The organism is Butyrivibrio sp. INlla16, assembly GCF_900104155.1.
Lineage (GTDB): Bacteria > Bacillota > Clostridia > Lachnospirales > Lachnospiraceae > Butyrivibrio.
This window is the reverse complement of record NZ_FMYB01000061.1, coordinates 1-19,354: the sequence shown is the minus strand read 5'-3', so window position 1 is coordinate 19,354 and position 19,354 is coordinate 1. Positions and strand designations below refer to the sequence as shown.

Annotated in this window: 20 protein-coding genes; 18 read left to right on the top strand and 2 right to left on the bottom strand. The window is 33.4% G+C overall.

What is annotated here, in order from left to right; genetic code table 11:
- The coding region (locus tag BLR42_RS19380) for a hypothetical protein (RefSeq protein ID WP_207648547.1) at nucleotides 1-193 on the bottom strand (193 nt) is incomplete at its 3' end.
- A gap of 190 nt (nucleotides 194-383) precedes the next feature.
- On the opposite strand from BLR42_RS19380, the gene rffA reads away from it, so the two are divergent.
- The 17 genes from rffA (at nucleotide 384) to BLR42_RS19290 (ending at nucleotide 16,998) form a co-directional block, all read left to right on the top strand.
- Nucleotides 384-1,514, top strand: coding sequence for a dTDP-4-amino-4,6-dideoxygalactose transaminase (gene rffA, locus BLR42_RS19375; RefSeq protein ID WP_091872724.1), 1,131 nt, complete (start codon nucleotides 384-386; stop codon nucleotides 1,512-1,514).
- A gap of 142 nt (nucleotides 1,515-1,656) precedes the next feature.
- Complete coding sequence (locus BLR42_RS19370) at nucleotides 1,657-2,700, top strand: acyltransferase family protein (RefSeq protein WP_091872721.1); 1,044 nt, start codon at nucleotides 1,657-1,659, stop codon at nucleotides 2,698-2,700.
- Complete coding sequence (locus BLR42_RS19365) at nucleotides 2,693-3,769, top strand: glycosyltransferase family 2 protein (RefSeq protein WP_091872718.1); 1,077 nt, start codon at nucleotides 2,693-2,695, stop codon at nucleotides 3,767-3,769. Before BLR42_RS19370 ends, BLR42_RS19365 begins: the two co-directional genes overlap by 8 nt.
- 6 nt (nucleotides 3,770-3,775) lie before the next feature.
- Nucleotides 3,776-4,810, top strand: coding sequence for an acyltransferase family protein (locus BLR42_RS19360; protein WP_091872715.1), 1,035 nt, complete (start codon nucleotides 3,776-3,778; stop codon nucleotides 4,808-4,810).
- 78 nt (nucleotides 4,811-4,888) lie between these two features.
- Entirely contained in the window at nucleotides 4,889-5,659 is a 771-nt protein-coding gene (locus tag BLR42_RS19355; protein ID WP_091872712.1) for a hypothetical protein, read from the top strand.
- Nucleotide 5,660: 1 nt separating this feature from the next.
- Nucleotides 5,661-6,824, top strand: a complete 1,164-nt coding sequence (locus tag BLR42_RS19350) for a WavE lipopolysaccharide synthesis family protein (protein ID WP_091872709.1) — start codon at nucleotides 5,661-5,663, stop codon at nucleotides 6,822-6,824.
- A 14-nt stretch (nucleotides 6,825-6,838) separates the two neighbouring features.
- On the top strand, nucleotides 6,839-7,885 hold the full coding sequence (locus tag BLR42_RS19345) for an acyltransferase family protein (RefSeq protein WP_091872707.1): 1,047 nt from the start codon (nucleotides 6,839-6,841) through the stop codon (nucleotides 7,883-7,885).
- 3 nt (nucleotides 7,886-7,888) lie between these two features.
- A complete protein-coding gene (locus BLR42_RS19340) occupies nucleotides 7,889-8,728 on the top strand; it encodes a phosphotransferase (RefSeq protein ID WP_091872704.1) in 840 nt (279 codons plus the stop codon).
- Nucleotides 8,725-9,711: a glycosyltransferase family protein gene (locus BLR42_RS19335; RefSeq protein WP_091872702.1), complete on the top strand. Its 987-nt coding sequence runs from the start codon at nucleotides 8,725-8,727 to the stop codon at nucleotides 9,709-9,711. Before BLR42_RS19340 ends, BLR42_RS19335 begins: the two co-directional genes overlap by 4 nt.
- A gap of 60 nt (nucleotides 9,712-9,771) precedes the next feature.
- The gene (locus BLR42_RS19330) at nucleotides 9,772-10,503 is read left to right on the top strand and encodes a glycosyltransferase family 2 protein (protein WP_091872699.1); all 732 of its coding nucleotides are present in this window, start codon (nucleotides 9,772-9,774) and stop codon (nucleotides 10,501-10,503) included.
- 2 nt (nucleotides 10,504-10,505) lie between these two features.
- Nucleotides 10,506-12,083, top strand: coding sequence for a lipopolysaccharide biosynthesis protein (locus BLR42_RS19325; RefSeq protein WP_091872695.1), 1,578 nt, complete (start codon nucleotides 10,506-10,508; stop codon nucleotides 12,081-12,083).
- Between the two features lie 16 nt (nucleotides 12,084-12,099).
- On the top strand, nucleotides 12,100-12,684 hold the full coding sequence (locus BLR42_RS19320; protein ID WP_091872692.1) for an HAD family hydrolase: 585 nt from the start codon (nucleotides 12,100-12,102) through the stop codon (nucleotides 12,682-12,684).
- 264 nt (nucleotides 12,685-12,948) lie between these two features.
- Nucleotides 12,949-13,734 carry an acyltransferase family protein gene (locus BLR42_RS19310; protein WP_330387401.1) on the top strand — a complete coding sequence of 262 codons (786 nt, stop codon included), beginning with the start codon at nucleotides 12,949-12,951 and terminating at the stop codon, nucleotides 13,732-13,734.
- A gap of 34 nt (nucleotides 13,735-13,768) precedes the next feature.
- Nucleotides 13,769-14,893, top strand: a complete 1,125-nt coding sequence (locus BLR42_RS19305; RefSeq protein WP_091872683.1) for an acyltransferase — start codon at nucleotides 13,769-13,771, stop codon at nucleotides 14,891-14,893.
- A gap of 92 nt (nucleotides 14,894-14,985) precedes the next feature.
- Nucleotides 14,986-15,255, top strand: coding sequence for a hypothetical protein (locus tag BLR42_RS19300; RefSeq protein ID WP_091872680.1), 270 nt, complete (start codon nucleotides 14,986-14,988; stop codon nucleotides 15,253-15,255).
- Entirely contained in the window at nucleotides 15,228-15,617 is a 390-nt protein-coding gene (locus tag BLR42_RS19295; RefSeq protein ID WP_091872677.1) for a class I SAM-dependent methyltransferase, read from the top strand. Before BLR42_RS19300 ends, BLR42_RS19295 begins: the two co-directional genes overlap by 28 nt.
- Before the next feature lie 439 nt (nucleotides 15,618-16,056).
- Nucleotides 16,057-16,998, top strand: a complete 942-nt coding sequence (locus BLR42_RS19290; RefSeq protein ID WP_091872675.1) for a glycosyltransferase family 2 protein — start codon at nucleotides 16,057-16,059, stop codon at nucleotides 16,996-16,998.
- Between the two features lie 142 nt (nucleotides 16,999-17,140).
- Here the strand turns inward: BLR42_RS19290 and BLR42_RS19285 are convergent, their stop codons facing one another.
- Complete coding sequence (locus tag BLR42_RS19285) at nucleotides 17,141-17,509, bottom strand: hypothetical protein (RefSeq protein WP_091872672.1); 369 nt, start codon at nucleotides 17,507-17,509, stop codon at nucleotides 17,141-17,143.
- Nucleotides 17,510-17,708: 199 nt separating this feature from the next.
- Between BLR42_RS19285 and BLR42_RS19280 the strand changes: the two genes are divergently transcribed.
- Nucleotides 17,709-19,354 (top strand): IS1634 family transposase (locus BLR42_RS19280; protein ID WP_091872669.1); only part of this gene is annotated, 1,646 nt, incomplete at its 3' end.

The following is a 19,354-nucleotide window of genomic DNA, read 5'->3' as shown; positions in this document are numbered from 1 at the left end:
TTTCTTCGTATGGCTGGTCATAAACCTTGCATCGCTTACCACATATAGGGCATTTCCATTGCTGCCCTTTGCGAGGATGAATCCTGGCTATAAGAACCTTTTCATCATAGTGGTTCTTTGAGACTTTGATATCATCAATAATCGTATCATTGACATTTAAGAGTTCCTTGAATAAAGTAGTAGCTGAAGTCATCTGGATCCTTTCCTTTTGTGTTTCTTAGTCAGCTACACTTTAAGGAAAGCCAGATGGCTTTTCAAGTATATATTGTTATGTTGTTAAGGTGCGTAGGCTTCCACACATATGCCAGAGGCCTCATTTTTTATCTCAAAATAGCTAAATCAAAAAAGAAGAATAATATAACAATTAAAGGTAAAGTATTATAATGATAAGTTTTAATATCCCGCCGGTAGTTGGGACAGAGTGTACATATATTAAAGAGGCAATTGATAACCATAAAATATGCGGGGATGGACAATTTACAAAAAAATGTAATGCTTGGATGGAGGAGAGATTTAACGCTCAAAAAGTACTTCTTACAACAAGTGGTACATCAGCTTTAGATATGACGTTACTTATGTGTGATTTACAGCCTGGGGATGAAGTAATATTGCCGTCATATACATTTTCGAGTACAGCTACAGCAGCTGTGCTTGCAGGTGCTAACCTCGTTTTTGTAGACATCCGTCCAGATACGATGAACATTGATGAAACAAAGATAGAAGTAGCTATTACGGATAGGACTAGAGTTATTATTGCTATGCATTATGCCGGTATTGCATGTGAGATGGATACAATAATGGATATAGCAAAAAGGCATAATCTGATAGTTGTCGAGGATGCGGCTCAGGGTGTGATGAGCACTTATAAAGGCAGATATCTAGGTACAATAGGAACATTCGGTTGCTATAGTTTTCACGAGACCAAGAATTATTCGATGGGTGAGGGAGGAGCAATTGTTATTAATGATTCCAAGTACAATGAAAGAGCGGAGATTCTTAGAGAAAAGGGCACAAATAGATCAAAATTCTATAGAGGACAGGTGGATAAATATACTTGGGTTGATTTTGGTGATAGTTATCTGCCGTCTGAATTAAATGCAGCATATCTATGGGCACAGCTTGAGAAAGCTGATGAGATTAATGAAAACAGATTAGATAGTTGGAATAAGTACTATGCCGCATTGGCTATTCTTAGAGACAAGAGAATTATCGATATACCAGAAATTCCGAATTTTTGCGAACATAATGCGCATATGTTTTATATAAAGTGTAAGGATTTAGATGAACGATCATCCTTTATTGAATTTATGAAGAAAAATGAAATTATGACGGTTTTCCATTATATTCCTCTTCATTCTGCCCCTGCGGGGGTAAAGTATGGAAAATTTGTTGGTGCGGATGAGTTTACTACAAAAGAGAGCGAACGGCTAGTACGCCTTCCACTGTATTATATGTTAGATAAAATGGACCAGGAAAAAGTAATAAACAAAATTATCGAGTTTTATAAAAAATAACAATTTGTATATTATGATGATAAGGATATGCTATATAGCAGAATATATCCATTAACTGGTGCCGGGATATTAAATATATATATGCGAGCTAACAAAATGGTAACTGAAGAAAATATATTTTATACGAGAATGAGAAATTGTTATGAAAGAAATAAGAAATAATAGTCATTATTTGTGGCGTGTGTTTTTTACAATATTTGTATCGTTAGGACATTCGGGATTAATAAATGTTAGTACAACAAGTAGTTATATAGGTGTGGATTATTTTTTTATAATTTCAGGCTTTTTTCTTGCGTATTCAATAACTATTACTAATGAGACGACCTTGCAATATACAAGGAAAAGGATTATTAAATTGTGGCCACATGTTTTATTATCGTATATTGTTCTTTTTTTATTTAATGACACACATTTCACAGTTAGTAGTGTTAAGCGTTGTTTACTACATCTGCCTGAGATTATTCCGGGGGCATACTTTCTGTCTGACTTCTCGCTGACGAATGAATATATGTTTAACTATCCTATATGGTATTTATCATGTTTATTGATTATTGGAGGGGTGGTACATTACGGTTATTCAAAGCATAGAGAGGCGCTAATTGCACTTTCCCCCTTTATTATTTCTGTGATTTTTGCTTATATGATACATAATCTGCAATCATTTAATAGCGGGGATACTGTTGGTATAATGTTGAATATCTATTATTTAAGATCATTTGCTGAAATGCTGTGCGGAGTAATGGTTTTTGAACTTGTAAGCAAAAATGAACATGTTTATAAACCAATCTATTATATTATCTATAGGTTTATAGAAATATGTTTGGGCACGTTAATTATCTATTTATCCCTGACGCAAGGCAATACCAAAATGGATGGTTTTATTGTTATATTTATTATATTGTTATGTTACAGTGGGTTTAGATATCCACAAAGAACAAGCAATAGAAAAATAATTAAGGTCATAAAGTGGTTTTCAGATTTGATGTATCCAGTGTATTTGAATCATATATTTATATTTGGTGCATGTAGAAAGTGGGGAATTACAGATAGAATCATGTTGCATGGTACGTTTTTCGGACTTGTTATTTTATACACAATTTTGTTGCTTTATTCTTGTGTGACGATGTTTTGTGTTAATTGGATAATGAAAAAGATAAAGGATTCAAAGAGATATATTTATGAATAAAGACAGTATGCCGCAGATTACTGTGTTAATTGCGACCTTTAATTCTAGTAAATTATTACCAAAAACATTAGATGCGCTGGTAGCTCAAACTTATCCTAGAAATAGAATGGAAATATTGGCAGTTGATGGGGGCTCTTCTGATGATACAATTAGTATTGCCATGAAGTATGGATGCAAGATCATTAACAATCCAATGACAGAACCAGTTAATGCAAAAATGCTTGGTATACAAAACGCTAAGGGTAAGTATTTAATGGTTCTGGATCATGATGAGGTTTTGACTAATCCCAATAGTGTAAAAAATCGTATAGAATTGTTAGAAAAGTATTCTGAATGTAAAGTGGCTTTTTGTTCGGGTTACAAACGTCCAGATGATTACCCCCTTTTAAATGAGTATATATCTGAATTTGGTGACCCATTTTCCTTGTTTGTTTATAACTTTTCTAAAGGTGTTGTTTTTTTTGAAAAGGGGTTAAGAAGAATATGTAGGATTGTAGATGAAGATGCAAAACATCTTTTGGTTTCTTTTAAGGAAACCAAAAGAATTCCAATTTTTGAACTATGTTGTCTTGCTACAATAGTTGATTTGGAATGGTTTAAGGCGAATTGTAATATAGGAACTAGTTCTCAAGATATGGTTCATATGTTTTATATAATGCTCTCAATGGGATATACGGAGGCAATTATTACGAAAAATGATCCTCTTGTACATTACAGCGCTGATTCATTGAAAGCTTATTACCCAAAACTGAAGTGGCGAATAAAAAACAATATTCACTTTGCTGATAAAGGAGAAAATGGATTTACAGGAAGACAAAAATATACAGGGTATAGTAAGTATAAGAAGTTTTTGTTTATTCCATATACAGTATTTATTCCCGCCTGTTTAAGCCATGGCATTTATATGGCTATTTCAAGAAATAATCCAGTGTTCCTTTTACATCCGTATTTTTGTTGGTATGTGCTGTTTAATATCATAATTGAGTATTGGAAAAAAATGATGAATAAAAGCCCTGATTTTACGAGTTACGATGGGAAAAAAGTGATTGGTAAGGATAGAATTTCTTGACAATATATGAATGGACAGAGTGTAAATAATAGAATATATAGTCTTCAAATGGTTAGAGCTATTGCTATATTGGCGATAGTTGCTTCGCATGTTGGATTGATTGAACTTGGTAGATGGGGTGTGTCTGTTTTTTTTATTTTATCTGGGATTGTTGCGGTTTATACATACAATTTTCAGACTAATACTAGTTCATTAAAATACGCATTATGGCATATTAGAAAAATCTATCCGTTGCATTTAATTACCATGTTTATTTGGATATTTTCCTTTGAAGAAAAGGTGAAATATAAAGCGGTAGTAATGAATATATTTTTACTACATAGCTGGGTACCCTATTATGTATATGGGAAAGGTGTGCTTAATGGAGTGTCGTGGTTTCTTTCTTCGATATTTTTTTGTTACTTGCTTTTTCCATTCACTTATAGATGGGTTTCAAAAAAGAACATTATAATTCATTATGTATTACTTATAGTCACTATTATTTTAATGATTCTTATTGCGTATGCATCACTTATAATTACCGGAAAGGGAATAATACCTAATGATTTTCATTTTTGGCTAACCTATTGGTCACCATTTTATCGTTTTTTTGATTTTTTTATTGGTGTGATTATCGGATTTGTTTTGTTTATAGATCATGAAAGCTGTGAGATGGTCAGGAATACAAAAAACAAAGTAATTATGCTTATTGTTTTGGTGGTTCTTACATACATCAATAACCAATTGGTTATTGATGGGTATAAATCCTTTTTGGAGTATGATGTTATATACATACCTACTTCAATAATTTTAATATTATTATTGTTTTACTGTGAGAAGAATATAAGAGAAAAAAAGAAGTTGTTTAATCCACTGGTTTATATAGGAGATAGGAGTGGCTATATTTTTTTGATACATACAATAGCCATTAGGTATTCGAGCAAAATTATTAGTAATCGATATGGTGTATTTTTTGTAGCTCTTTTTATCAGTGTTGCGTTAGCGGAAGTTTACTTTAGATTGATTAAGTGTGTTAATGTCAAACTTAAGCATAAACAGTGAAATATCAGATTTTAACATAAGCTATTTGTGTCGATTGGGTTGTTTTATTTAGAGACGATAGAAAAAGGAAGACGAAGAATGAGTCAGAAAGTAGTTATATTAGTTATGGGAAGGGATCAAACAATTAAATTAAGCTATTTAACTTCTTTTTTCTTTGAAAAGTTTTGGACAAAAAGGCAAATTAAGTGTGTGTTAGTCACTCAAACAACAGCACCTAAGAAGCATTATTATGATGAAGTGATATACACCAAACCAGATGCGATATGGGGAGAACGATTAGAACTTGCATTGGAGCAGATTAAAGAAGAATATATCATCCTGTCTCAAGAAGATTTTTTTATTTCTAAAGAAATATTAGAAGAGAATATATTCCAATGTGTTAGATACATGGATGAGCATAAATCTGTTGCGGCTATCAGATTAAATTCGTTTTCGCTTAATTCAAGAACATATGATGAATTATTTAATATAGTTGAAAAAGGAATGCCATATAGAATTTGTGGGCAGCCAACGATTTTTAGGAAAGAGTATTTATATGAGCTCTCCAAAAGACATTTTAATCCATGGCAATTTGAAATTGATGGGAGCGAATATAGTGATTCTCTCGAAGGTGAGGTGTTAGTTTCAAAATATGATAGATATCCATATGTGCATGCTTGGACTAAAGGGGCTTGGACAAGAGATGCAATAGAGCTTATGAAAAGCTTCAATGTTCAAGAAAAATATTATATAAATGACAATGTTTATCCGTTGTATAAAGAAATGTTAAATAGAATATGGAGTATATGCTTCAGAGTGTCTCCTAATTTATTAACACGATTGACGAAGAAGAGAAATAGGACTAATTGAAATGGGTAGTGATTATAAAAAAATATTAGTAAAGAAAAAAATAATGAGGAAAACTGCGTCGATTTATAAAGTATTTTGTGGCTTTCCGTTGAGAATTGTAAGATTCTGTGGAAAAAAAATTATTGGGGATGCAAATTTTGCATGTAATTTGATGATACCGTATTCTCAAGCTATGGAGAATAATACAGATTGTTATGTTACTTATGATCTACACCCCAAAAAGGCGGTGGATGTAAATAATTGGTTATATTATTCAGGTGGAAATGCAAGTCAATGTTGCATTGTTATGCAAGGACCATTAAGAACAGCAGATGACTTTACTCTAGAGACAGTCAAGTACTATAAAAAAGTATTCCCAAATGTATCAGTCATTGTGTCAACATGGATAAATGAAGATAAAAAGACAATACATCTTCTAAAGAAAGAGACAAATTGTATTGTAATCCAGAATGAGTTACCTTCAAGTGCGGGTGATGGAAATATCAATTATCAGAGGGTCTCTTCGTATTATGGGATGTGTGAAGCAATAAGGCAAAATAAAAAATATGTATTAAAAACTAGAACTGATACTAGAATAACGATGCCTGGAATATTTGATGATTTAGTGGAACTGTTAAAAAATCATCCAATAAATGACGTGGGTATTCAAAATGAGAGAGTTATTTTTTTTAATGCCTATGCCTTTTTGCCTTTTAATGAAAGCGGAACTTTCTATTTTGGTGAGGCAAATGATTTAAAACTCATGTTTTCAAATGAAAAAGCTGCTGAAATAAAATATAAAGATGGATATAATGGAAATCTTTTTGCAGCTCAAAAAATAACTTACAGGATGCTATTTAAAAAGGGTTCATCCCTTATGGACTTTTCAAAGTTTTTCTTTGAGAAGGTAGGTGAGAATGTTGAGTGTAACATCAAACAATGGTGGGAGATATGTGGAAGACGAGCAATATGTTTACCGATTGCATACCTTAGACCTTTGTGGCTGAAGTACGATTTCAACCATGAAAATAGCGATTTTCTGTGGCTATACAGGAGAAGTATTATGGGGTCATGCGGAATGGACAATACGATGATCAATTATGGTATGTGGCTTGATATGAAGAATAATGTTATTAGCGTAGATGCTGAAGCGTATTCGTATTTATTAGATCAACCTATGCTATAGAGGGAAGAATAGAAATGAATGCCATGAGAAGTGATCGAAATCCTTACATAGATATCATGAAGTTTGTGTCTGCTATTATTATTATGACTAACCATTTAGGCATGGGACTATCCTCATGGGGAAATGTAAATCAGATTAATTATGTTATAGTTGATTCGTTTTTTGTGATTTCAGGTTTTTTATTTGCAAAGCAGTACGAAAAGAATAAAAAACGAGGGATTTTTAAATATATTATAAAGAAAATCACTGGTATTTATTTTGTGTATTTATCTGCTATTGTTATTGGAATAGTGGTTATTCTAATAAATTTTGAATTGTTTCAAGATAGAGATTTATCAGTAACATCTATTGTGTTAGAAGCTTTGATGGGGCAACAGTTATTTATCAATATCAATTTGCTTAATGGGCCTGATTGGTATGTGAGTGCGTGGATTATATCGATATTTTTATATATGTGTCTTTATAAGCTTTTTGGGAAAAAGGGGGATATTTTAATCCTCTTACTTTTTATTAGCTATGTCATATACTTCTGCAAAATGGGGTATATGCCCAACCATACAAGACCGTATTATGTAATCATGGGGGGGACTCAAAGAGGCTTATGTGTGATGGCATTAGGCATTTTGGTTTATAGAGGATATTGCCGTTTAGAGAGATATGGAAAAACTCATTTTGTGCTAGCTATGCGGGTTTTAACTCTTATAACAACAGTATCATATATTATTTGTTTGAGATATTGCTCAAGTCATGTGTCTTTGGGGATAATTGCATTATTCCTATTATCAATATCGATTGTTTCAAGCTATTATTCTCAATGGATGTTTAATGGAATTATGAGATTTAATATAGTAAAAGAAACAATAGAAAGCAGTATGTATATTTATTTGTTGCATCTTCCTGCAAGCTTTATTTTTAAGTATTTGATGTATGGTTATGGTGGAAAAATAGGATTGTTAGGGGTCGTAGTAATTGTAGTAATGATTATTTCAAAAATAGATAAAAGGATAGTTCCTTTAATTTACCATAAAGTTATTGGTTATATTGAGATACAAGGAGAGTAACAAGTGCAAATTACAAATATGAGTGGATTCTCCGGATGCAAGGTTTTATTGTATGATGATGAAAATTTACTTTTTGTACGAAAGATATCCGGAAGTATAGAATATAATAACCGGTTACAATTACAAATGGAAAAACAAAAGAATTTTAAATCTGCATTTGTTGGAGTACCGGCCATCATCGATAGTGGATTTGATAATGGCTTGTTCTACTTTGATATGGAATTTCTTCAAGGCATAACGCTTGCTGAAAAACTTAAAACTATGAGAGTAGGGGATATACATAAGTATGTGGAAATTCTTGGAGAGTTTTTATTTGAACAAGGTGGAAATAATAGTGAAATGGCGGTAGAGTCATTTGGAAGGAAAATAGACCAATTATCAAATGATCTAAAAAATAAAAATGAAACAGTTTGTGAAGCACTTGGATTATTGAAAAAACATGATTGGAAAATGTTACCTTGTGGAACTTGCCATGGGGATTTGACTCTAGAAAACATAATCATTCATGATGGGAATTTGTACCTGATAGATTTTTTGGATTCCTTTTTTGACAGTTGGGTTTTGGATGTTGCTACTATGCTTCAGGATGCGAGATGTTTATGGTCATTTCGTAACAATGATAAAGTGAACAATAATACCTTGGTCAGAATGATGATATTTAATGATTTGTTATTGGACTTTATTAAAAATAAGCAGCCGGATAAGATGATTGATATTTATTTTGCATTGCTACTAAAACTTGTGAGAATACTGCCTTACTGTAATGATGATAAAACGGAACTTTTCTTAAATGAGAAAATTGGTATGGTTATGAAAATGATAGAGAAAGAAGACCAGCTATGAAAACTCTAATTGTGTTATGTGCCGGTGGAACGATTGTTAATGATAAACCCATATATTTAAATACTCATCCAGACGGAGGACTAATCGCAAAAAAAGCTATAGAAAATATTTATCAAGAAACTTATGATCGCGTTATATACACTATTTTAGATAGAGAATGTTATGAATATGACGCTGATGTAATTCTTAGTAATGAATTGAGAGCAACAAGGGAAATAGAAATAGTACGTTTAGAAGAACTTACTAAGGGACCAGCAGATACCGTCTACAAAACAATTAAAGCGGCGAATATTGAAGGGTCGATAGCAATAAGAGATTCGCTAGGATCGATGGAACTTACTGAGCGTTTGGAAGGAAACTTTATAGTTGGGCTAAACTTGCTAACATATAATGACAGTATCCAAAGGATAAAAAGTAAAGGATTTATCGTTGCTAATGAGCAGAATATTGTGCTGGATTTCATGGAAAAAAGATTCTGTTCGGATATTATTTCAGCAGGATTGTATGGTTTTAAAAAAGGTGATGATTTCATTGAAAGCTATCTACGATTAAGCGATCCGGCATACAATATACCCAGGGTGTCAGTTGGACATGTGATGGAGCACTTAATAGGATATAAAGATAGAAAATTTAAGTTGGGCTACACGCAGGTATTTGAAGACTGGGGGGACCAAATTGCATGGTATGAAATGCAAAGAAAAAGAGCAACAGTTTTTATTGATCTGGATTCAATGTTAGCTAATAAGAAGATTGATGCACTTAGTGAGAAGACAATAAAGAAAATGCGAATTGTTTCTCAGAATGGTATGAGATTCGTGTTTTATTATGCTGGGATGACCCAAGACAGTATTGCAGAATTCCGAAGATTTTTAGTAGACAATGATATAGAGTATATCGCTTTTATAGATAGAAAGAGTCAATCAAAAGAGAAATATTTTGTTAATAGCGAAGAAGACTTTGATAAGATAACATTAGGGCTATAGGATATTATCAGGAATAATAGTATTGGGAATATATAAAAATAATTTGAAAGAGGATGATAAATGAAATTACATTTAGTAATGCCAATGGCTGGTGGAGGTACGAGATTTGAAAATGGATGTTTTGATATGCCGAAGCCATTAATAGTTTTACATGGACACCCTTTTTTCTATTGGGCAACAGAATCTGTAGCAAAAAATATTAAGCTTGAAGGGATTACTTTTGTAGTATTGCAGGAGCATATTGAGAAATATGAGATAGGTAAGAGGATATTGGATTATTATCCAGATGCACAAATAGTCACAGTTCCGAATGTGTTAAAAGGCGCGGTTTTGACATGCAAAGAGGGAATAAGTTCTATAAAAGATGACATTCCGATTTTGTTTAATGATTGTGATCATCTTTTTAGATCGGAATTGTTCCGCAGTTTTTGTCAAAATGATGCGAATGATAGAATAGATGCAGGACTTTTAACGTTTAAATCTAACAAACCATGCTATAGCTATGTTTTATATGATGATTGTAAGAATGTAATAGGAACGATAGAGAAAGAAGTTGTAAGTGATGATGCAATTTGTGGGGCATATTACTTTAGGGATAAAGAGACATTTATTCAGGCTTTTCAGGAGTATATGAATAATTGTAATTATTCTGAGTATTATGTTAGTGGATTATATAATATTATGGCTAAGAATAATAAAAAAATAGGTGTGTTCAATACTGATATACATATTCCTTTTGGGACTCCAGAAGAGTTTCAGGATGCACAAAATATGAGCTTTAGTGAGTTTTGACAATGATAGATTATTCACCATTAAAACAAAAGCATAATAGAAAAGAATACGTTGCAAGAGGGATTATTTCCGCTTTAGGGGTAACTATAGTGGGGAGTGTCTTCCCTTTTATAATACGAACAGTATTTATGTATACTTTGGGAAAAGAATACCTAGGACTGAATAGTTTTTATGCATCGGTAATTCAAGTATTGAACCTTACAGAGCTTGGAATTGGCTCTGTAATGGTTTATTTTTTATATGATCCTATATCCCATGGGGATTATGCGAAAATAGGAGCTCTTTTATTTCAATTAAAAAAAATATATATAAGAATAGGGATTGCTGTTTCTATGCTAGGCGTTTCAATTATGCCTTTTTTTACTTATCTGATCAAATGTGATATTCCGTATGGAATTAATATATATTTCTACTACTTATTATATTTGATTCCTATAGTTGCTCAATTTTTGATTTTTCCTGAGATAATAATATTATTACAAGCATATCAGAGAAACGATTTAACTAATCTTATTACAATTATTACTTGTATGATCATGTATATTTATCAATTAGTTGTAATAGTTGTGAATAAAAGTTATCTCTTATATATGCTGGGTTTTTTTCTATATGCAGTTGCTATTGCTGTAATGCGTATATTGTATAGAAATAAGTTATTTGTGGATATAAGGATACAGGGTAATTTAGATAGAGATGAAAAGATCCAAATTAAAAAGAGAATAGTTTCAATGATTGGACACCAAATCGATGAGAAGATGTTCAACACAATTGATAATTTTTTTATATCAGCACATTTAGGATTAGGTCCTCTGGCCATTTATGGTAATTACTTTCTTGTATTAACTTTGGTTATTATGCTCCTTGAAGCAGTATATAGTTCTCTACTCCCAAGTATGGGGAATGCTATTGCTTCTGAGAGTGTTTCTTCGAATTTCACAAGGTTTCGTTGTATATTATGTCTGAGCTTTTTGTTAGCAACATGGGCTTCAAGCTGTTTAATGTGTTTATATAACGATTTTATGTTTTTGTGGACTGGAACAGCTTCATATGATGGTGTTGTTATTTTGCTATTTTGTACTTACTTTTACTTATCGCAAGTCAGAAGAACTGTTCAAATTTTCAAAAATGCAAAAGGACTATGGTGGAATGATCGCTTGAAACCATATGTTTCAATACTTCTTGATTTTTTGTTGGATTTGATCCTTGTTCCTTGCATCGGAATAAAAGGTGCTTTGATTTCATCAATAATATGCATTGCTTTAGTTGAAATACCTTGGGAGACAAAGGCATTATTTGATAGTTATTTTGAAGGATATTTAAAACAATATATTATTGTTGCTATAAAATACATGTTAAGATCTTTGTCTGTTATTGTTTTGGCTGTAGGTCTGTTTTCATTATGGCGTTGGAATTTGAGCTGGGGAGTATTGATTCTCAAGGCTCTTGTATGCTCTGTGATGACAGTGGTTATGCTTGTTTTTACATTTGGAAAAACTGAAGAATACTGTATATGGAAAAAAACGATTATAGAGATGGTCAGAAGGATAGCCGGAAATATTACTGTTAAAAGAAATGGATAATGATAGGACTATTTAAATGAGTGAAAGTAAAAAAAAGAATAATCTTCTTATATTTGATTTAGATGGCACACTATTTGACACGAGAAAAGTGAATTACTACGCATATAAAGAAGCATTATTGGAAGCTGGAAGTGGAATAGAATTAGATTACGACTACTATTGTAAACACTGTAATGGAAATGATTATAGAGTGTTTATTCCTGTGATATGGGAAGATATAAGTGATAAACAACTTCATATTGTGCATGATAAAAAAATTGAGTTATATAAGAAAAATCTTGAAATGGCTAAGCCAAATGAGGTTTTGTTCAAAATAATTAACTCTTTAAAAGATACGTTTTATATTTCTATAGCAACGACTGCATCAACAGAAAATACTATCGACATATTGGAGTATTTTGGAAAAAAGGATTTTTTTGACCTTATTATAACTAAAGAAAATGTTAAATGTACAAAGCCTGATCCGGAGTGTTTTATCAAAGTTATGGAAAGTTTAGGAGTAAAACCTGAAAGAACTATAATTTTTGAGGACTCTGATTTTGGTATAGAGGCAGCAAAAAAGAGTGGGGCATTATATAATAAAGTTTACGGTTTTAATTAGTGTATGCTCTGCATGGAAAGATATTAACCTTAAAGGGGACTAGAATAAATGGATAATCATATTAGAAGTAGTAATTTTGAATTATTGCGAATAGTTCTTATGTTTGGAATTATACTATCACATTTTATGAGTTCTCCCGATGGCACGCTAATATTGTCAATGGTTGCACACCCTGATGATATACGTATAACGATTTTAGAGAAAATAATAATTCAACTTGGAGGCATTAGGAAATAATACATTTTTTCTTTTGTCTGGATATTTTTGGGTGAACAAAAGTGTAAGAATAGAAAAGATTTTGAACATTATATATTCAATGTATTTTTATGCTGTTGTTACTGCGTTTTTTATATTGGGGGAGTGGAAAGAGTAATTATGCCCTTCTCTAGCGAATATTGGTGGTTTGCAACAGTTTATATATTTTTATATTTGATGACTCCATCAATAAATCAAATAGTGAATTTGATATCTAAAAAATGGGCTTATATAGTATCATTCTTGTTCTTTATATTATGGTATGTTGTAGTCCGCGCTTTGGGAACATACTATTGTATGATACAAGGGGCAATAGTGTTTTATGTTATTGGGGGATTAATAGGTGAAAAGAAGCTTTTGTGCGGTTGTTTTATGGAATTAAGTAATACTGTACGAGGAGCAATATATGGAATAATGATTTTTATATTATCTTGTGTGCTGTGTGTCATATATTTCGAAGACATGAATTCATTTATTGAAAAAGGACTAGTTGGGGTTATATGTCCAATTATTTCCATATGTTTGTTCCTGTTTTTTAGAAATCTCAGTATTTCAAAATCTGAGTGGATAAATGTGATATCCAGAACTGTTTTTGGAATCTATCTGTTTCATTGTTCTGATGCGGCTCGCATATTGATGTGGAAATATACTTTGTTAATATCAAAAATGAAAGTAGAGTTTTGTATAATTGCTTTTGTAGCTGGTGCAATTATAGTTTTTATTCTTGGGGTATGCATGGATCTATTACGGGAGCGGTTATTTGGATTGGTTCATCGTAAGAGAATGGCTGAATAACCGCAGGATGAATCGGAGAAGAGAATAATAAATAATGAAAAGAACGTTTTGGATAGATGTTTTACGGATATTATTGACGCTAGGAGTTATTTCTGCTCATGGAAAATATTGCTACAATTATGAACCATTAACAAGTATGTGGTATCAATATGTCATTATTGGGAATTTGACTTCATGTTGTGTTCCTATTTTCATAATGCTGAGTGGGGCTCTGATTTTGAATGATGAATGTAGTGTTGATAAACGTTTTGTTGGCAGAACTTTCAAAATCATAAAACTTTTAATATTGCAATTTGCAGTTTGCTTATTAGCTGCTGTTGTAGAGGTAAGAATTAATAAGGGGGGGTACTCATTAAAAGAGGCATTAAATGAGTGGGGAAATTATGCTTTTGGAAGAAACTATTTTTGGATTTTACTTGGTTGTTATCTTTGCGCTCCTTTGCTGAGGGAAATTATAAAGAAAAAGTCATTGCTTTATTATTTCCTAATATTAGGAGCGGTGTTTGGACTAGTGGTTCCGGTGTTTGTAGATTTGGAGTACGTTGAAACTATTCCTATTCTATTCAATTTAATGAAAAATCTAGATAATTCAGAAGTTTTCATTCCTGTTGGGGCATCATATCTGTTTGTTACTGGATATTTTACAGACAATATTCTTGGAAAAAGAATTATGGCAAAAGGTAAATTGGCAAAGGTATATGTAATTGCTATATGTTTGTTATGGCTATTTGTGTGGGAGTTTATCGGCTGCTATAGTACCTATATTTCAGAATTTGGAGGGTTTACAAAAAGAAATGCATTAATTGGTATTTTGAGATACGGAAGGCATTATGGAACTTATGTAGGAAGTGTTTTGACGATGTACTCAATGTCCGTTATGCTGGTATTCAAGGTTTTTCTTGAGAATGTGAAAATAAATAAGATGTTAAATGAAGTTGTTTCGAACATAGCAAAGAAGTGTACATATATTTTTATGATTCATGGGTTAATTATATCTATATTTAGGCCTAGAATACTGCATTTGTTTATAAATGTACCAATTATAAGTGTATTACTTGATACAATAATTTACTTTGGGTTAGCTTGGGCGGTTGTTTCGTTGTGCCATATTATAAAAGGTGTAATGATAAAGAGAAAGAATTCAGAATATTTAGGGTGAAGTGGTGCTTTATACGATCGGATCTAGGAATTGTATTAATTTGACAGAATTTTGAAAAGACTCGGATTATAATATTATGGGAGATATGTTATATGGTATGTAGAATATGTGGATCAAACCAAACCAAAAGCGTAGAATTGGATACTTGGCAATTGAAATATCGTGGTAGAGAAAATGTAATTAAGAAACACAAGTACTATTTTTGTAAAGGGTGTGGATGCCTCCAGATAGAGGCTTTTCCACGTGATTATGGAATGCTTTATGATGATTATTATAATAATGAATATTCTTCTAGCGGAAACACATTGAAGGATAGAGTTTGGCAGAATCTTGAATTGTTTGGTGCAAAAGGGGGGTACTAGCCTCGGTTTCCCATATATATAATCCACATGATTTCACATTTGTAAAAGGTATAGACAAAAATGCAGCTATTCTTGATGTTGGTTGTGGAGATGGACACTTTTTAAATATATTACATAAACTGGGATATACTAATTTGACAGGGTGTGATCCGTATGGGGTAGCTGATGGAATTTTAAAAGGAATAAAGTTTTATAAAGATGATTTATTTGCCATTCCCTCAAATTTATATGATATTGTAACGATGATTCATACCTTAGAGCATTTAGAAAATCCTAAAGAAGTAATAAGAAGGATAAATACATTATTAAGCAAAAATGGTAAACTTATCATTGAGATACCAGTTATTAATAGCTGGTTATGAGAGGAATTTAATTCATCACTATGGACTTTAGATGCACCGGAACACCTTTATTTACATACGATAAAATCAATAGAGATACTTGCAGAGCAAACAGGTTTTAGTATTGAACATTTTCACACAAACTGTTCAGCATGTCTTTGGAGCGACAAATATAAGCATGACAATGATATTGCAAGTTGGGGAAGCGGAAGAGGTTTGGCAGAGGCATTATTAGAGGCTATAAGCTCTTATCCTAAAAGAAAAGCATTAGATAGGGTGAATCAAGGAAATATCGCGACATTCGTGCTAAAGAAGAACAATACTATGTAAGGAATGAAATAGAATCACATAATTTATAGTCTAAGAAATTTCAAAATGTTAACGTAGCTATCATGAAGATGAGGCATAAAGAAGATATGCTGTTCGGTATTAAACGTGAGTATTGGGGGAATATTGATCCGTGAAAAAAATCGATATAGTGATTCCTTGCTATAATGAAAGTGGTTTAGTGAAGGATTTGTATAATGAGCTTGCCAAGATGTTTGATAATCAGTTGGCAGGATATAAATTCTCATGCATTTTTATTGATGATGGGAGCGGCGATGATACACTTAGACATATCGAGGAATTGGCTGAAGGTGTTGGTACAGATAGTGCCAGATATATTTCCTTTACAAGAAATTTTGGGAAGGAAGCGGCTATATTTGCAGGGCTACAGAATTCTACCGCAGACTATGTTGCTGTAATGGATGCGGATCTTCAGCATCCACCAATATTATTGGCTAAGATGCTTCACGCGATAGAGAATGAAGGATATGATTGCGCTACAGCTAGGAGAATTCCTGGAAAAGGGGAGTCTAAGGCCAGAGAATTCTTTTCGAAATGTTTTTGTGGAGTTATCAATTGGGCGACAGGGATGGAGCTTGTTTCAGGAATGACGGATTATCGTCTAATGAAACGAGAGGTTGTCAATGCTATTGTTTCAATGCAGGAAAGAGAACGATTTATTAAAGGAATATATTCCTGGATTGGATTCAAGAATAAATGGATCGAATATGAGAGCGTAGAGCGTGCCGGTGGAAAGAGTAAGTGGTCATATAGGGGACTTTGGAATTACGCTAAAAGCGGGATCATTGCATTTGCCCCATCGCCGTTACGTGGCGTTATCTGGCTTGGTATGGTTGTAGTATTTATATCCTTTGTTTATGCGATAAAGCTATATATTAATAGTGTAACAGGTGCGAGACCATGGAAGGATACGACGACTATAATTTTGCTTCTTTTGTTTATAGGAGGGGTAATAATAACTGTACTAGGAGTAATAGGTGAGTATATAGCAAGAATATATATGGAGGTTAAAAGGAGACCGATATATTTGGTTGGGAAGAGTAATATATTATAAGTATGTGATGCGAGAGGCGCTGATTTATCATGAAGGATTATAGTAGACAGTTCTTTTTGTATTGTACTTTGCTGGATATAGGTGGTAAGTGAGGAAGCGATTATTATTTGTGGCACCTCATATAAAAGGTGCCACAGAAAAATTATAATACTATAAATGTTTCGAAAGGATAAAGATCAAAAAAAGCGTCAAATAAGGAATTGCCCTTGTTGTGATGAAAGTCCAGTTCCATTTTTGTGTTATTTCGTAGTTGGGTAGGCATTATTCTTCCTTCCTTAACAGCTTCAAAAAGAACAATTTGGTTGAGCAATATGTCGGCTAGGTAAACGAAAGGTTCCGCCTTTTCTGCTAAGTATTTGTTCAAATCCATCTGACACTCAAAGCTATGAGTATAATCAAGAGGATATGATATGGGAGAGAATCTCTTTTTGTTTTTAATGGCAGAATAGAAATCTTGCTTCGATTCAGATATTCTGATATCTGTAATGTTTTCTAATTCTTTCTCCATCATAGTGTTAAGAATACCAGTATAGACGCTGTCAGAGGCATGTTTTTCTTGAATGTGAACTTCCGCGATAATTAACTCTCGGCAGCCAAATTGAAAGGTGGAAAAATTGGAAAAACCCAGATTTTATGCGGATTTTGCTTGATTTTGAGTGGGAAACATGGTAAGATAATAGAGAAGTAATTACATCTCTATGGAGGCTGCCATGTATATGAATTTCCTTGTGAAGATACCGACTGGGGAAAACGGTATCACAATAAAAAACATCAAGGGAACTACCTACGTGTACTATGCGTATGAGAGAAAGTATGACCCTGACAAGAAGTATTCCGTCCCCAAGACCACATCCATCGGAAGACGTGATGATGAGCACCTTGACATGATGTATCCTAATGCTAACTGCATGAAGTTCTTTCCGGATATAGAGATCCCTGAAGAACTGGAAGGGGATACCAGCCGCAGCAGTTGCCTGAATGTTGGAGCATTTTTTGTAATCAGGAAGATCATTGCCAGCTATCATATCGACGAGATGGTTAATCGTATTGTTGGCAAGGATGCCGGACTGTTTCTTGATCTTGCTGCATATAGCATTCTAACTGAGAACAATGCCGGTCAGTATTATCCTGACTATGCTTATAAGCATCCTCTCTTTACAAAAGGGATGCATGTCTATAGTGATTCAAAGATTTCAGACTTCCTTGGCCAGGACATGACTGATGCAAGGATTGCTTTCCTTAATGAATGGAATAAGAACCGGGATCACAGATCAAAGATTTATGTTTCTTATGATTCAACCAATAAGCACTGCCAGGCAGGTGATATAGATCTTGCTGAGATAGGACATGAAAAGGATAAGCAGGATAAGCCGATTTTCAACTATGCGATAGCATATGACAGGAACAACAATGAGCCCCTTTTCTATGAGGACTATCCGGGTAGCATCAATGACGTGTCACAGCTTCAGTACATGCTGGAAAAGGTGGAAGGCTATGGCTATAAAAATATAGGATTCATCCTCGACAGGGGATATTTTAGTGAGGCAAACATTCACTACATGGATCACCACGGCTACGGCTTTGTGATTATGGTCAAGGGCATGAAGGACCTTGTGAGTGAGCTTGTTTTAAAACATAGAGGCAGTTTTGAGCAGAGCAGGGCAAACAGTATAAGATCCTATAAAGTCAATGGGATGACAGTTAAGATGCAGCTGTTCCCTTCGGATGAAAAGGACAGATATTTCCACATATACTACAATGACAGAAAACATGCAGCAGAACGCGAGAATGTAGAGAGGAAGATAGACAGGATAGTCGAGTTTTTGGAAAAGAACAGGGGCAAGAAGATACCCCCAAGTCCAAACATTGAGAAATACTTTAAACTTGAGATTTACAATAAGGGCAAGGAAGATGAACGACTCCTTGCATGGCGCGAACGCACTAATGTCATAGACAGGGAGATTGCACTCTGTGGATACTTTGTACTTATCACATCAGAGTCCATGACAGCGGAAGAAGCAATAAACCTGTATAAGAGCAGGGATGTTTCCGAAAAACTGTTCCGCGGAGATAAATCATATATGGGAGCAAGGGCAGAAAGGGTTTATGGAAATGAATCTCTGGAGACCAAGCTTTTCATAGAGTTCATAGCTCTTATCATACGTAATAAGATATATACATGCCTTAAGGATGAAGTAAAGGAGAGTGGACAGAAAGAGAATTACATGACAGTTCCTGCCGCACTTAAGGAACTTGAAAAGATAGAGATGATAAAGTCCTCTGACAATACATACAGGATAGATCACGCAGTAAGTGCTACCCAGAAAGCGATACTGAAAGCATTCGGGATGAATGC

Excerpts from the sequence above, each read along its gene's own strand:
- BLR42_RS19370 (WP_091872721.1), top strand. The coding sequence starts at position 1,657 with ATGAAAGAAATAAGAAATAATAGTCATTATTTGTGGCGTGTGTTTTTT.
- BLR42_RS19360 (WP_091872715.1), top strand. The coding sequence starts at position 3,776 with ATGAATGGACAGAGTGTAAATAATAGAATATATAGTCTTCAAATGGTT.
- BLR42_RS19285 (WP_091872672.1), bottom strand. The coding sequence starts at position 17,509 with ATGATGGAGAAAGAATTAGAAAACATTACAGATATCAGAATATCTGAA.
- BLR42_RS19365 (WP_091872718.1), top strand. The coding sequence starts at position 2,693 with ATGAATAAAGACAGTATGCCGCAGATTACTGTGTTAATTGCGACCTTT.
- BLR42_RS19320 (WP_091872692.1), top strand. The coding sequence starts at position 12,100 with ATGAGTGAAAGTAAAAAAAAGAATAATCTTCTTATATTTGATTTAGAT.
- BLR42_RS19335 (WP_091872702.1), top strand. The coding sequence starts at position 8,725 with ATGAAAACTCTAATTGTGTTATGTGCCGGTGGAACGATTGTTAATGAT.
- rffA (WP_091872724.1), top strand. The coding sequence starts at position 384 with ATGATAAGTTTTAATATCCCGCCGGTAGTTGGGACAGAGTGTACATAT.
- BLR42_RS19350 (WP_091872709.1), top strand. The coding sequence starts at position 5,661 with ATGGGTAGTGATTATAAAAAAATATTAGTAAAGAAAAAAATAATGAGG.
- BLR42_RS19305 (WP_091872683.1), top strand. The coding sequence starts at position 13,769 with ATGAAAAGAACGTTTTGGATAGATGTTTTACGGATATTATTGACGCTA.
- BLR42_RS19325 (WP_091872695.1), top strand. The coding sequence starts at position 10,506 with ATGATAGATTATTCACCATTAAAACAAAAGCATAATAGAAAAGAATAC.
- BLR42_RS19355 (WP_091872712.1), top strand. The coding sequence starts at position 4,889 with ATGAGTCAGAAAGTAGTTATATTAGTTATGGGAAGGGATCAAACAATT.
- BLR42_RS19330 (WP_091872699.1), top strand. The coding sequence starts at position 9,772 with ATGAAATTACATTTAGTAATGCCAATGGCTGGTGGAGGTACGAGATTT.
- BLR42_RS19300 (WP_091872680.1), top strand. The coding sequence starts at position 14,986 with ATGGTATGTAGAATATGTGGATCAAACCAAACCAAAAGCGTAGAATTG.
- BLR42_RS19345 (WP_091872707.1), top strand. The coding sequence starts at position 6,839 with ATGAATGCCATGAGAAGTGATCGAAATCCTTACATAGATATCATGAAG.